Origin of the sequence: Candidatus Lokiarchaeum ossiferum, from assembly GCA_025839675.1 — an archaeon.
GTDB classification, from domain to species: domain Archaea; phylum Asgardarchaeota; class Lokiarchaeia; order Sigyniarchaeales; family Promethearchaeaceae; genus Lokiarchaeum; species Lokiarchaeum ossiferum.
Genome location: CP104013.1, coordinates 1,928,220 through 1,943,582, shown reverse-complemented (window position 1 = coordinate 1,943,582; position 15,363 = coordinate 1,928,220). Strand labels below are relative to the sequence as shown.

Below are 15,363 nucleotides of genomic sequence, written 5' to 3'. Positions count from 1 at the left end.
TTTTTTATTGCAAAATTACTATAATAAAATTGTAGTATTCAAAACAAAGTTGGAAGAATTTTTTGATGGTGAACCACGAGTTGGACTTAGATCCGTTATCCCACACATTACCAGAACGTTATAGGGATGGAAATTCTCCCGATTATCTCACAATTTTTCCGGAATTACTTGATGGAGCGATATTGGCTCATCGTCACAAGAATTTAATTTTATATCAAAAATTCGAAACTGAAATTTTAAAAATACAAAATAGAATTCTCCAATCGGTGGACGATGAAATTGCTAAAGCACTCTCTGAGGAATTGCTAAATAAGACTGATGTACAAATTGCGATCCTTGAAAATTCGCTTACCCAAATTAAACAGCTTAAATCTATGATTGAAGAGAAGTTACATTTAGAATTTAAAGAAGGAAAATTAGTTAGTTATCCTATTCCAATTACCATTCAATCTCAAATCCAATTGAAGAATGAAGAAAAGAATATTCTCTCTCTCTTAAAATCCGCTCATGCTGAACATTCAGCGAAATTTCATGAGCATATTGGTTTTATTCGGCAACGTTTGGATAATCTAGTAACTGCTAATCGTGCTAAAATTGAAAAGAGTGAAGAAATTCAAGAATCCACCTTTGAAGAATTATTTTTAAAAAATAAACCCAAATTTAAATAAATATCAGAGCTCATATAGATACATATAGAAAGTGGGTTTCTGAGGTTGGATACTTATGAAAAATACTAAACGACTTTTCCTCATTTTTAGTATCTATATTACAAGTTTCGCGTGTTTTTCATTGGTAACCGTTAATTCAACCCGAATTCAAGGTGAGGAAACTCCTCAAAAAATTTTTTCGGCAAGTAGTTATGATTTTGATTATTCTAATAAATTTAATTTTTCTGCTGAAGAGCATATCTTAAATCAATATCCATGGCAAAAATATAACTCAGAATTAATTTTTCCTATTCCTGAAGAGTTTGATCATTTTGATGGAACTGTGATTTTTGAATGTCAGAATAAGTCTATTATACCTCCCGTTTTTTATGAGGGAGATGAGAATGCTTTAACTAACAATTATAAGTATTCGCAAGCATGGCAAACTGACTACGCTTCTTCCATACTTGACTTTTCTTTGTATATGGAGAAAGATAAAGCCGATTCAGAATTTCTATTTAATATCCGTGAGGGTAGCAAAACAGGTACGGTAGTATTCAGTGAAAGTACTATATTTACATCAAAAGGGTGGAACACCTTTACTCCTTCAGTACCCATCTTTCTAAATCCAGGTAAATATTATTTAGAGTATCACTCCACAATGGGAGAAAGTTATTTGAAGTCTTGTGGTGGTGGAAATAATGAATCTGAAACCTGGTATAATGATGGGGCAAACTGGATTTCATGTGGTTATGATATTTCCATGAGAATCAATTTAACGCAATTTTTGTCACCCGAAGATATTGATTTACATCTCGGTTCTCACAAGATTGTCAACTATCTCTCGAATTATGGAAAAGTTGATTTAGCGTTTAATTTAGATGATATCCCAAATGATCTTATTATAACAGATAACTCTTCGAGTAATATCTTGATTAATTACATGATGGATGTGAATTATTCTCGAATAGAGCCAATAGAATACGAAATCACTCAGCGAGTAAATGATTTTCAATGGAATTTGTCATTTTCAGAATTACCCGCCGGTTTTTCAATTCAATCATATAGAAAGCTAATTTATGGAATGCAAAGTGATTATACAAATATTGAGCTGTGGGATGGAAATTCTTCCGTTGCCTATGAAATTTCATCATCAAATCTTCTAGTTTCGGATTTTCCAAGTCAGAATTTGAATTTTTTAAGTCCAAACTATATTGCTCAAGCATCAGTTCCAAGTTCTATCATTCTAGGAGAAGTAGTGAAAATTGTAGTGGACTGCTATGCAGTAGGGGATATCTCGTTATTTTTAAATAATCTTAATTTTTTACAGCCTTTACAATCTTTTCAAGACGTTCAAAGTTGTGAGTATGATTGGTATATAGATCCATACGAAGTGAATGATGTTCTTTCTATCGATATAGTGTACTATGGAGAGAATGAACTTGGTATTTTGAGTTTACCTCTATCTTTACTCCTAAAAGGCAATCTTATCGCACAAAATTACTTCACACCTGCGTTTGAAACCCTAGAAATCGTATGTCTATACCAAGATTATTATTCAAAAATTCCCATAGAAAATGCAGAAGTAGTTCTAACCATTAACGAAGTTCAAGCTCAGATGGTTGATATCGGGGATGGTTGGTATAGTTTTAATCTGGATCTAAATAAATATGGATTTCTCCCTGGAAATCATTCCTTAAAAATAGAAGCAACTAAAGATGGATTTTCTTCAATAGAATATCTAAGAAACCTTCAAATTTTGAAAAATGATGTGAATATAGACATAGTATTGACCAATTCTAAATTGAAACCGGGGGATACTTTACTATACTCCATTTTGATGCAAGAAAATTTGACTCAAAACACTTTACGCCGTCCGATATCGATTAAAGTTCAAATGCATGCTCTAAATGAAATGGGTGCTTTGCAAACCGTTTATGATGAGAATTTTGATGGTCTTATTTCTTCTTTGAATCTAAATTGGACCAGTCCCACTGATCTTCAAGAAAATCACTATTCTATAACTGTTGAGGTTATTAGTGATTATTATCAAGGCGCCAAAACTTTTTCAAATGCTTTTCAAACCATCGAACCACTTCCATGGTATCTTTATCTATTTGTGGTGGCCGGTGCTGTATCTGTTGGTGGTTTTTCATTCTTCTTCTATTGCGAAAAGGTGAAAAAATCAGTTCTTGGAGTAATTACGTTGCATGACAATGGGATGCCTTTAGCTCATCAATTTTCCGAAATGATTGTACAGGAGGATATAATTCTCGTTTCTGCGGCATTTACGGGAATTTTATCCATTATAAAAGAGATAACGGGATCGCATACTCGAGTTATTGAAATCGATGGGGGTTATCTCAATATTACCAAAGAAAATGGGTTTTGGCTCATTTTACTTTCACGGATGCATCCACGTTTCATTGAGTCAACCATTCTAAAATTTATTAATTCCTTTAAAGAAAAATATATCACTGAAGAAATTTTGGCCGCTACAATGCCCATTCAGGTGGATTTCAATCAATTATTAGAACAATATTTTCATACCAAATTTTTAAACCCGCAAATTAAAGCAGAACAGGTATCAGAAGAAAACGTTTCACTTCCTGAGAATTTTGGTCCGAATGATGGTTTAAGTCCTTCTATTCCTTCAGATGCTGATCTCGAATGAAATCTTTCCTTTAAATTCAAAATTTATTTTATGAAAAATATTTAGCGGAAAAGTACAGTTATATTTTTATGATTAAGCAATTTATCATTGAAGATGCAGCCCTCGCTCAGAAGATGGATTCAATATCTACTCATTTAACATCTGAGTGGATCGATGAATTGGCAAAAAATATCATTGCCTCAACTTTCCCCCTTGAAAAAAAGCGAGATTTATTTGCCTCTGCGTTTCATCTTGTGGAACATGAAGACATATTAGAAGGTATTTTAAACCTCTGGGCGATAGCACTTATGCTAGAACATACCGAAACTCCGTTTACCATGAAAATTGACGCTGTTCGACAATTGTTGAAAGACTCAACGGTTACCGATGATATGTTAAATGAATGGGTTCGTTATGTTTGGTTAGATGCTACGGGGATTGATGATGATATGTTGTCTTTTTTGGCAGTAGATGTCCGAAATCATGCCAAAACTCGCTTAGATCCAGATTTGTTAGAATATCTGAACTCACCAAAATTCTACTAATGAAATTTGAAAACAACACTGTAGATAGATTTAATCGTCAATTAAGCAATTCTTCTTAGATTGCGAAAATTATAAAAATACATTTCCCACAAAGCAATGTATGCAAGCTCTCATGTTTGATTTTAAGATGTGGAAAGTTATTTTGAAAAAAATCCATTTAGGTTCTTCATTTCTTTTAACCAAGTATTCTCGTGCTTGGAAAGTTCCTGAAATAAGTCATCCGACTCAAATTCGAGTCAAATCCCTTTTAGGAGGGATATGTACTTCTGATTTGCATCAGATTGATCTAAATGTTTCACTTTACGAGAGCATTCTTGCGTCTCCTCAAAATCCTTTTCCTCTGGGTCATGAAGTAGTAGGAGTTATCGATGAAATTGGCAAAGAAGTCACTTCTTTTTCTCTTGGTGATAGAGTTGTTTATACTCCAATCGCCTCGTGCAATTCCTATGGTTTACCTCTTTGCCCAAGTTGTCAAAATAATAATCCTCAAGCTTGTTTATGCATAGCTGGTAATAGCATGGATCATGAAATCTCGCTTCCTTATCGAAAAACTCATTCCTTTGGAGGATTTGGGGGAGGTGGATTTAGTGAATTTTTTTTGGGATTTCAAGAACAAATGTTCAAAATTCCGCAAATCATTCCTGATGAGCATGCTGTTTTGGTTGAACCACTGGCTGTTGCTATACATGCTGTATTAGATTCACCTCCACAAAGAAGTGATACTGCTGTTGTAATCGGTGCCGGTATCATTGGTTTAATGATTATTCTTGTTTTAAAACATTTTTTTCCAAAGGTCGCCATTATCTCTCTCGCTAGATATGCATTTCAAGCAGAAAAAGCTCGATTGATGGGTGCATCTCATGTCATCCAAGAACGAGATCTTTCTAAGAGAAAAAAACAAATCGCCAATATTACCCAAGGGACAATATTTAAGCCTACGCTTTCCCCTGCAGTTCTCTATGGTGAAAAAGGTCCTGATATGATCTATGATTGTGTTGCCAGCGAGAAAACTGTAAATGAGTCTTTGTCCATGATCAAGCATCATGGTACAATTGTCTTCATTGGAATGGGTTTTACAGTTACAAAGCACATTGATTGGTCTCTTCAAATTCATAAAGAAATTATTATAAGAGGTGCTTTTGTGCATGGTATTGAAGCTTTCCAAAATGAGACAAAACCAGCATTTGAATGGGCAATCGATCTATTATCACTTTATACGCAAAAATTTACAGGTTTAGTGACACATTTTTATAAAATAGCCGATTATAAGAAAGCAATCGCGGTAGCTCGTACTAAAGGAAAGAATCAAGCAATTAAAGTGGTGTTTGATTTTCGGTAATTTTTTCATCTTCCGACAAAAATCTAAAAAATCATTTTACTCGTCGACTTCAAAAAAAAAAAGATCCTTATTAGATATGATCTAAAAAATGGTTATGCTTGATTATGAGGTCCTATTGCTTCCCGAATGGTTTGCTCTCCAGAAAAACCCTCCTATTTCCCTTTCTAATATCCCATCGTTACGTTTATTTGGTTCTTTTTTAAATGAACATTCATTGCAAATGGCGTGGCATCTTACTTCCCTTGATAATAGGGAAGTTTTAGGTCTTTTAGATCGAGAAAACCATTTTCATTCCGTTCCCTCAAGGACAATTCAATTGATATTTTTTCCGATTAGTAGAACCTTCAATATAAATGTAAGTATTAAGCAATCTCTTATCAATCTTCTCGAGAATCATCCGCGAGAAGATAAAAATCTTCCCGATTTCAACAATCTCATTTGCGAAGCAAGTTCTGAGGTGGAAAAATCCCAACAAGAATTTATTAATCTCTATTTTAACGAAAATATTTCCAATGAAGAAAGTCCTGAATTTGAGTTTCGAGTGAATAAATTTCTATTTGGTGCTTTAACTGCCCATTACTTGGAAATTATTCGTATTTTTCCTCAAATCGAAATAAGAAATCATAAATATTCTGGGATTCCTATGAATTTTTCCATGGATGATTTTTTAAACAAAATTCTTTTAACTGAATTAAAATCAATCCATCTTCAAGCTTGAAAAGCCAAAGTCGGAAGAATCATAAAAGAAAAGAATGGAGCCAATGGTGAGAGTTGAACTCACGGCCACCTGATTACAAGTCAGGCGCTATAACCACTAAGCCACACTGGCAATTTTTTTAGTTTTTTCTTGATTTCTGCATCATTTATTGTAGAGATGTATTAATCAACCATAATTGATGAAGAACAATATTTTTAGTTTCACTTAAGATTAAAAATTTTCGATTTTTCAAATAGGAAACCAAATCGGTCAGTGAGTGTACCAATTAAAAATTTCCTTATTTTACTTCCAAAGCAATTGATATATAAGTTGCGAATTCATGTTTTGATTAAGTAAAAAAGCATTACTGATATTCCCATTTCACCTTGAGTTAATTCTCCATGTCAAATATTATAATTCGATCAAAAAAAGCATCTCTTGCATTAGTTCTATCACTTTTATGTGTAAGTTTTCTTTTTAATGCTGAAAATTCGAATGTTGCATTTGTATCTGCCATAGATTCAACTATAATTGATGAGATGATGGGAGAAGTTGCAACCAAGGTTAAATCTGAGATAAGTGAATCGTGGTATGATGTTAATTATACAATGCTATTGATTACTCCCAATATTTCTGATTATATTGTTGCGGCTGAAGAATTTGCAGCATGGAAATCTTCTCGAGGGATTCCTTCTCTGGTAGTATCTAATTTTTCTGCGTATGAAGGGCGTGATATTCCCGAAAAGATTCGAAATGCTATAATTTCCTATTATGAAATCTATCCCATTGAATGGATCCTGTTGATGGGTGATACAGATTTAATTCCAATCCGCTATGTTTATAATCCCGATACGCCCCTTGTAAAAGATAATGAGAACTTTGGTTCAGAGTATTTAAAACCCACAGATTTCTATTACGCCGATTTAACGGGTAATTGGAATATCGATGGGGATGAATATTGGGGTGAACATTGGGAATGGAATGGCAGCACGAAAGTAGGGGAAAAAGAGTTAGATTATGATCCTGAAGTGTATGTAGGGCGATTCCCCGCCAACACTATAAGTGAATTGAATAGTATCATTGACAAAACAATCTTTTATGAGAATGGATCGAATGCAGGAGATTGGATGGGGAGATATGTGAGTATTTCCGGCCTTTCCAATGGACCAAATCCTGAAGAAGGTGATCCTGATGGGGAACACGAGGGTGTGGTCAGTCAATATATTATTGATAATCTAATTGAAGGAAACATGGATTGGGTTCATTATTATGAAAATTCTTATTATACTCCTATTGAGGATTCGAGGGTCAGTATTTTGACCAAGACCAAAGCTTTAACTGCCATTAATAATGGGGCTTCAATCCTAGCTTATGCTGGTCATGGGAGTGCGTCTGCATTTTCTGCGAAATATGCTTTAAGCTCAAGCGATGTTTCAAGTCTCACAAATTATGGCAGGTATTCAATGATATATGCCGATGCATGTTCCACAAATAGATTTGATGGGGATACATTAGGTGAAGAATTTGTCCTTTCACAGGGTAATGCTGGGATCGGTTATATTGGAGCACTTCGTCTATCATGGTACTATCCTGGAGATGTGGATTTAGAGTATGATAATCGGGCTCTATTTAAACTTTTTATGCGAGAGATGTTTGAAAATGGGCATTATCAACAAGGAAAAGCGTTATATGAATCAAAATGGGCGTACGCAAACAGTGAATGGTTTTTAGATGCAGAAAGCAATTATAATTTTTCCTATTTTGAAATGGAACGAAAATCTTTACTTACGTATGCATTAGTTGGAGATCCGAGTGTGGATATTTACACGTCCTCCCCAACCGCAATTTCACCCCTCTTGGCTCTTGGAGATCAAGTCTATGAAGGAGGAAAATATTCATTCCAGCTTACTGACCAGAATGGAGATATCGTCCCCAACGCCACCTTAACATTATTTTCTGACAATAAATATTTTCAAGTAAAGGGAGGGAAAGATGGAGTTGTTTCCTTCTTCTTACCTCATGGCCAATTTTCATTAAACTATTCCATTTTTGCCCATAATTTTATTCCTGTGTTTGGATCTTTTGATGTGCTTTTAGATGATATCACTCCTAAAATTAGTTCTATTGAGATTTTTCCTCAAAATCCTACCGTATCAGATAAAATAACAATTACTGCTACCTTGGATGATAGCGGGGTGGGGGTTTGTAGGGGATATTTAGTGTTTAGTAATTCTGAGTTTGCTAACTATACGCTCTATGAAATGGAATCCATTAATTTTTCCCGCAATTTTGGTATAGAATTACCATTACTTGACTATGGCACGTATCAGTATGGGATAATTGCATACGATTATATGAATCATGGAAATACTACATTTTATTCTCTTCAAGAGTACAATTTTAAAATTAAAACCCCCTTACAATTCTATATATTATCTATTTTGAATTTTAGTGTTGTTGCAATGGGAATTGCGGCTTTTGTTTCTATTAATCTTTTCAGAAAAAAGAAAAAATTAACTGAATTAACATTAGAACTTTCATTTGATGATATTCTTTCTGATCAATTTGAAGAAGTGGTCAAAAATTTCTCTAGGAACGATTAAAATCAAAGTGATTAGTATTAATTAATGATTGTGCATTAGGGATTAGTGAAATTTCATGTTATATCGACTACGAAAATATCTTCCGCAATTTTTGGAAATGTTTATTTTTATAATTATTATTGCTATTAGCATTCTGTTGTACACTTTAGTGTCGGAATTGGTTGGTATACTTACCATTGGTGGAATGTTACTAATTATGCTTTTCTATTATCTGGTCTCGAGTCCGGGGTCAATAAATCGTTTGAAATATAATCCTTTAATGAAAATTTTGTTGAAATTTCAAATTGCTCGCGAAGAAGAAATCATCAAAAATATTGATTGGTCTGAACAAAAACTCCATAAAGCAATGTACAGTTTATCTAAAACGTGGCAATATGGTCCCATGGTGATTTATATTAAACCATATTATCTATTTCTAAACGAAAATCTCATAGTTACCATTTTAAAAAAAATGATTCCGATTTCTCAGCAAACTACTCCCAATTTTCAACCCCTAATAAAATCGCTTGTGGCAACTATTCCGTTCAACTCACGCCAAGAAGTTGAAAAAGTTATTACAAAACTCCGAGAATTACCCGAATTTAAGAAAAATCTCTAAAAAAAAGATTGAAAGGATTTTCCACGAATTAAAAAAAACTTGACAATTTCTTAATTCCTTGAATTTCCTCGTAATTAATGCCCAAAGCGTCTAGAACTTGTTCGAAAGTGCTCCTTACCATTTCTTTATACTTTTTATAATCGATATCAGCTAATGTTGCTAAGGAAACGGGTTTTACTCCTGCTTGACTTCTCGTTTTTACATATGTGATGAAGGTTCCTCGTTCGAGTTTCTTTTGTTCCTGTTCGGGAAGCATTTGTGCCGCTTTTACATGTTGGGGGATCGCTTTCGTGTATGCAGAGATCCCTTTTTTCAGTGCAGTCATAATTCCATAATCTTTTATGTCAAATCCGCCCTTTTCTTTTGTTTTACCAATTAATCGATTTGTTTGTTTAATGATTTGAATTATTTCTTCACGATTGGCTTTAAAGGATTCATCATCTGTGATTTTGGTTAAAACTGTTTGAACATCATTGAAGCGTTTTTTTATAAATTCGGGAGTATTGTGCTTCTTTGCCATGAGTCCTTTTAAATCGACTTGTTTACCCCCCTGACGCACTCCTATGTAGTTTTTTTTCCTTCCAGATAGAGCCAGAAATTGATAGGTTTTTTCCAATTCCAAATCTAAATCGAGTTTTTCTTCTGACCACTTTACTAATTCTTTTATTTGTTTTTCTGTCGGTTGCAAAAGAAAAACAGAATCTGTATCACCATACAATACTTTGACTCCCATTTCTTCCGATTTATCTATGGTTTTTTGAATGGAATACCGTCCAATGTTTGTGGTTGATTCGGCAACCGGAAGGTAGTAAAAAGGAAACACTGGACTCCCAAACACACCGTAAGATCCGTTTATAAACACCTTTAGTGCAGCAGCCATTACTTTTGCAGTATGGCGTTCATTTTCTGCAACATTTTTGTTGTTTGAGAGGGATTTAAACCATTTTACTCGTACATCCCGAAGGAAACCAACAACGTATGCAAAAATACCCATTCGTTTAGTACATGTATAATATGGAGAATCGGGAAGAAAATTATCTTCACATTCTGGATGGTGGCAATTAATTGTCTCATATGACAGATTTCGCGTTTTAATTATCGAAGGATACAAACTCGAAAAATCCAATACTCCTACATTATAATGGGCCCCCGGAACTGGATCTATTACATAGGCTCCCTGAAATTTTTCTGTTTTATTACGTGAAAATTTTCCTCGTCGTTCTAATTCACTCATCCGTGGAATTAAGTAATTTTTTCGCTTGTGTTCAGAATATATCAGAGAACGGATCCATGCAGAAATTTGCAACCTGAACGTATCTTGCATGGGTAATCGAGTGATCCGCATAATAACTATCAACAAATTCCACATCAAATTATTATTAAATGTTGTGAGTTCTAAAGTTAGCATGGAATCCATCAAGTTATAATGGATCAAATCGGCGAGAGTCATTTTTCCAATTAGTACCCCTTCATGTTTCACCTTTCCCTCACCAAGTAACGCAGAAGCTACTGCTTCAAGTGAATTTTTAAGATAAGCGCCTCCAAAAGCGTATCCTTTAATACTTCGATTTGCAAAAAATTGGAAAATATCAATGTGGATTGCATGCTTATAATCGGTATTATGTGTAACCATTCCACCACCGCGTGAAACATAAATGGGGTTTATTTTTTCACTAATTTTCATGCGTCGGGCGCGGTGATATAGATAAGTATTATCAAAATTATCTCCATTGAAAGTTAGAATTATGGGATAATCCCAGAATAAGCGGAAGGTTTCTTTTAGCAATTCTCTTTCATCTTTAAAAAATTTGACTACTGCATCTTGGGGAAAATCTTCTGGAACAGTTCCAATTTCAACATCATCCCGATCCAAACAATAAACTTGTTTAAGTCCATCTGTAGCAGCAAAGGATACACTAATAACTTTGAATTTTGCGAGCATCGGATCGGGTAGGGTTCCGTCAGGGGTTTCTTCTACCTCAATGTCGTATGCTAAACGTTTAACTTCGCCTGGAGGTGCAGAAAAAACCGGTTGGTAGACCTTTGCCATTTCTTGAATTTCTTCAGGAGCGGTTTTAAATACCTCAAAGAGTTCTTGTTGTAGGATTGGATCAATTTCAGGTTCTAATGGTGATACTATCCCTTTCTCGATTTTATACGGCATTCCTGGAATTAATTCATTGTCATAAATAAAATTGTGATGGTATCGAATTCTGGATTCCCATGCACCCCCAAGTATTTCCCGAATACCATTAGCACCCCCAATATGGGATGGTGCATCTCCATAGATTTTTGTTAACTCAATTTCTTTATCTTCTAATAAATCATATTTTTTCACAGTTTCGAGATGGTCAAATCCCTCTAAATCAATCAGATCTAGATTCTGGGATAGTTCATCTTCAGAATCTTTGTGATAACAATATGATTGATGCTTGGTAGTATCAATCCAGATTTTAATTTTTTGATCTTTAGTGTCATAAAATTTTGCAAACGCCTTATTCTGACCTCCGTCGTAATCCACGGTTAGGAGGATGCCTTTTTCCATATCTTGAATTATTTCATCCGCTTTCTGCAAGATCCGAAGATGCCATGATTTTTGTGCTTCTCGACTCTCTCTTTCTAATTCAAAATCATATTGAGAATCTCCTATCGGGGCTGAATTCGGTTCAAAAAAGACTTTTTGAAGCATATCTTCTTCTTTTATTACCTTATCACGTACGATGGATTTTTCTTGAAGGTGGGGTTTTTTTTTGCTCTTCGTAGCATTTTTAAAATCCTTGGTAGATGCCGGATTATCTTTTTTTTGTTCTGTAATTGAAGAAGTGGATTTAGATACTGGTTTGTTTGAATTTGATTTATCATTTTTAGTTAAATGGGTTATTTTTTGTGAAGATTTTTTTTTTTTTGAACCTGAAGAAGGAGTCATAAATTGATTCAAATTGGTAAATCCTTTCGGTGGGGTTTTTTTTTTTTTTTTTGGATCACTGGGCATAAAATCGACCTATTTTTTCTACTAAGTACATGTGTTTGATTATAATGAATTAAATTCCCTCGTAGTGTTAGATTAATAAATCATTCAAAATGTATTTTGACCAAGATTAATCTTCAGTTTCATCAAGATTAGTCCACTTTTAATCAATAAAATCTTGATTGGCGCGTTTTTTTCTGTTTCTTGGATATACTAAAAGAATTCGGAAGGTATTAACCCAAGCTATAGACTTGCGATTTTTAGAAGTAAAAAATTCTAATCCATCCTTTTCTCCATGGAAAGGATACATATTTATCTAATCCTAACTAATCGGGTAGTAATACTCGGAATAGTATTACTTCTTGAGATTGGTTTTTATTTGAGCACGAATTTCCCTAAATTACGCGAAAAACTTAAAAAAACTATTTTTAAGGAATACTCAGAGTCAAAATATAGTTTCTTTAGTTTTTTTAGAAAAATAAGAAATAAAGTGATTTTAATGACACGTGAAGTAGTAATTGTTAGTGCCTGTCGAACTCCTATTGGAGCTTTTGGTGGGTCGTTAAAAAAAGTGCAAACACCTCATCTTGGGGCCGCAGTGATGACCGAAGCTATTAAACGGGCAGAAATTGATCCGAATATTTTGCAAGACGTACGGTTTGGATGTTGTTTAGAGCCTGTTGATGCATTGAATGTTGCTAGAGTATCGGCTTTATTAGCGGGAATTCCCAATACTATTCCTGCGGTGACAATCAATCGTGTATGTATAAGTGGAATGGAAGCAACGATGTCTGGTGTTTGGCAAATTCAATCTGGTGTTTCTGATGTTGTTTTGGTGGGTGGGATGGAATCTATGTCTAACGTTCCATATGTTGTTGAAGAAGCTCGATGGGGTTGCCGACTACAAGATAAAACATTTAAGGATGGGTTGATCCATGGATTACATGCAGGAAGTCATTTTGTAAAATATCCTAATGACGGTGCCATTGAATGGGCTCGTGGAAAACCATATATTATGGGATTAACCGCCGAATTTCTCGCTCAAAAATTCAATTTTACTCGAGAAGAACAAGATGAAGTAGCTCTTCGTTCACACAATGAAGCTGAAAGAGCAAATGTAGAAGGTATCTTTGATGATGAAATGGTGCCTATTACTGTTAAAGATAGACGGAAAGGTGAAATTATTGTTAGCAAGGATGAACATTTCCAACCTAGACTAACCATGGAAAAACTCGCCAAACTGCGTCCTGCTTTTATTCCAAAAACGGGCACGGTTACTGCTGGCAATGCTTCTGGAATCAATGATGGGGCTGCTGCAATGGTCATTATGGCAGCGGATAAAGCAAAAGAACTTGGACTAAAACCTTTGGCTCGATTTGGTGGTTTTGGAATGGGAGGTTGTGAGCCTGAACACATGGGATTGAGTCCAGTTCCGGCAACAAAGAATTTGTTAGCACGCACCGGCATGAATTTAAGCGATTTTGAACGAATCGAAATCAATGAAGCCTTCGCTTCTCAATATTTAGCTTGTGAACGAGAATTAGGATTGAATCGGGAAGTAACTAATGTTCATGGATCTGGAATAGGGTTAGGTCATCCTGTAGGTTGTACAGGGGCAAGAATTATGGTTACTCTTCTATATGAATTAATTCATTCTGGTAATACCAAAGGATTGGCCACACTTTGTGGTGGCGGTGGTGTTTCAGAAGCTGTGTATTTAGAACGCCTTTAATTCCCCTTTTTTTTATTTTTCTTGTTAGTTCTAAATGGAAATTATTTTTTAGTATCCCCAACTTATGTAGATATCGGATGAATGAAACAAAGGCTAATCATGAAATAGTTCAAAAAGTTCTTGATTCGGAAAAATTTATTTTATTGGGTAAAATGGCTTCGGGAGTCGCCCACGAAATTAATAATCCTGTAATGATTATACAAAACTATATTTCGTTGATATTAGAGGATATTCAAGAACATGGGTCTCTTACCTTAACATCTGCTTCTGAACATTATGATAGTCTGCAAGAAATTCTCTCGGAATGCCAACGGGTGGCGAAAATTACTAAAAATCTTCTTGATTTTTCACGCCCCAGTTCTAAGACTCCAAAAAGTTGTAATTTAGAAGAGATCTTATTGGGTGTTTTGAAGTTAATGGACCCGATCATTATCAAATCTCAAATTCAAATTCGAATGGAATCTGAAGCCAAATTTTCACATTCCTTCGTAAGACGCGATGAAATTCAGCAAGTATTTATGAATATTTTAGATAATGCCATTTATTCTCTTCGAAAGAAATATACAGATACGCAATATAATGAAGACAAGAAACTTGTGAAAATTAAGATTAGAAATGAAGTTATTTCCCATGGATCCATGGAAAAAACGTACGTAGTGATTGATTTTCATGATGATGGATTAGGTGTATCTGCTAAAATAAGTGATCAGATATTTAATCCGTTCTTTACTACCAAAAAAACTAAAGAAATTCTCCCGGAAGATGAGAAATATCAAGGTTTAGGCTTGGGATTATCGTATTGCCAAACGATTTTAGATGTTTATGAAGGATTTCTAAAATTTGAATCGGAAGAAAATCAATTTGCATGTTTTCACGTGTACCTTTTGGCAGATCAAACCCAAATCCCTGAAACGATAGGAGAAAACGATTTAGTGACCTTTTGAGAATGAAATTTTTTCATATCCATTCAAAATATCTCCTTTTTGTCCAAAATATTCGATGATGCGTCTATTTGGGTTGATTTCATAGGATATCGAACTAGTGACCTCCATTACGCGGGTAGATTTATCGAAAATGTATTGTGAGTATATGGGGTATTCCAAAATCTCTTGTTCAATTATATTCTCATAATAATTGGCTCCAAAATGTCCTGGACCTTCAAATTCCACAATCCAATTCACAAAAGGATGAAATGGATCTCTAAACTGAATTCCACAATGTTGCACGTTCAGATTGACATCGATTGCATTTATCATATTTTTTTCTTGATCCAAAAACATCTGTAAATTGTTCCAATTTGTGGTAATTTCTTGCTCATAATTTTTTGGTTCCGCTAAGAAATGTTTAAAGCTTTTCCATGAAGAATTGTTTCTCAAATCGAGATAATCGTAAATGATATTGTTGCTAAATTGAACTTTTTTATTATCAAACCAAACATGCATGGTGGAAGAAGCGAAAATTGGTTTTAAATTTGGATATTCCTTCATCGTTTTTGATAAGTCATTTTGAAAGAAAAAAGCTCTCTCCAACCAGAATAAGATATCAAAAAAAATGATTTCTGGAAAGACGGCAGAAGTTATT

General features: G+C 34.4%; 11 protein-coding genes and 1 tRNA gene. 9 read left to right on the top strand and 3 right to left on the bottom strand.

The genetic code is table 11. The features are described from left to right. Nucleotides 1-65 precede the first annotated feature (65 nt). The 5 genes from NEF87_RS07915 to NEF87_RS07895 all read left to right on the top strand — a co-directional run bounded on the left by NEF87_RS07915 (nucleotide 66) and on the right by NEF87_RS07895 (nucleotide 5,902). Entirely contained in the window at nucleotides 66-668 is a 603-nt protein-coding gene (locus tag NEF87_RS07915) for a hypothetical protein (RefSeq protein ID WP_457919350.1), read from the top strand. A gap of 55 nt (nucleotides 669-723) precedes the next feature. After that, complete coding sequence (locus tag NEF87_RS07910) at nucleotides 724-3,321, top strand: hypothetical protein (protein ID WP_457919349.1); 2,598 nt, start codon at nucleotides 724-726, stop codon at nucleotides 3,319-3,321. 68 nt (nucleotides 3,322-3,389) lie between these two features. After that, the gene (locus tag NEF87_RS07905; protein WP_457919348.1) at nucleotides 3,390-3,845 is read left to right on the top strand and encodes a hypothetical protein; all 456 of its coding nucleotides are present in this window, start codon (nucleotides 3,390-3,392) and stop codon (nucleotides 3,843-3,845) included. A gap of 100 nt (nucleotides 3,846-3,945) precedes the next feature. Next, on the top strand, nucleotides 3,946-5,184 hold the full coding sequence (locus NEF87_RS07900; protein WP_457919347.1) for a zinc-dependent alcohol dehydrogenase: 1,239 nt from the start codon (nucleotides 3,946-3,948) through the stop codon (nucleotides 5,182-5,184). Nucleotides 5,185-5,272: 88 nt separating this feature from the next. After that, nucleotides 5,273-5,902, top strand: coding sequence for a hypothetical protein (locus tag NEF87_RS07895; protein WP_457919346.1), 630 nt, complete (start codon nucleotides 5,273-5,275; stop codon nucleotides 5,900-5,902). 35 nt (nucleotides 5,903-5,937) lie between these two features. On the opposite strand, the gene NEF87_RS07890 is transcribed toward NEF87_RS07895, so the two are convergent. After that, nucleotides 5,938-6,013: transfer RNA gene (locus NEF87_RS07890), tRNA-Thr, on the bottom strand. 269 nt (nucleotides 6,014-6,282) lie between these two features. Between NEF87_RS07890 and NEF87_RS07885 the strand changes: the two genes are divergently transcribed. After that, entirely contained in the window at nucleotides 6,283-8,484 is a 2,202-nt protein-coding gene (locus NEF87_RS07885; protein WP_457919345.1) for a C25 family cysteine peptidase, read from the top strand. Between the two features lie 55 nt (nucleotides 8,485-8,539). Next, the gene (locus NEF87_RS07880; protein WP_457919344.1) at nucleotides 8,540-9,082 is read left to right on the top strand and encodes a hypothetical protein; all 543 of its coding nucleotides are present in this window, start codon (nucleotides 8,540-8,542) and stop codon (nucleotides 9,080-9,082) included. Between the two features lie 28 nt (nucleotides 9,083-9,110). On the opposite strand, the gene NEF87_RS07875 is transcribed toward NEF87_RS07880, so the two are convergent. Then, nucleotides 9,111-12,074, bottom strand: coding sequence for a DNA-directed DNA polymerase I (locus NEF87_RS07875; protein ID WP_457919343.1), 2,964 nt, complete (start codon nucleotides 12,072-12,074; stop codon nucleotides 9,111-9,113). Nucleotides 12,075-12,549: 475 nt separating this feature from the next. Between NEF87_RS07875 and NEF87_RS07870 the strand changes: the two genes are divergently transcribed. Further along, nucleotides 12,550-13,782, top strand: coding sequence for a thiolase family protein (locus tag NEF87_RS07870; protein WP_457919342.1), 1,233 nt, complete (start codon nucleotides 12,550-12,552; stop codon nucleotides 13,780-13,782). Between the two features lie 77 nt (nucleotides 13,783-13,859). Continuing rightward, on the top strand, nucleotides 13,860-14,726 hold the full coding sequence (locus NEF87_RS07865; RefSeq protein ID WP_457919341.1) for a sensor histidine kinase: 867 nt from the start codon (nucleotides 13,860-13,862) through the stop codon (nucleotides 14,724-14,726). Here the strand turns inward: NEF87_RS07865 and NEF87_RS07860 are convergent. Further along, nucleotides 14,712-15,269 (bottom strand): hypothetical protein, encoded by a 558-nt coding sequence (locus tag NEF87_RS07860; protein WP_457919340.1) that lies wholly within the window; start codon nucleotides 15,267-15,269, stop codon nucleotides 14,712-14,714. The genes NEF87_RS07865 and NEF87_RS07860 overlap by 15 nt on opposite strands. Between the last annotated feature and the right edge of the window lie 94 nt (nucleotides 15,270-15,363).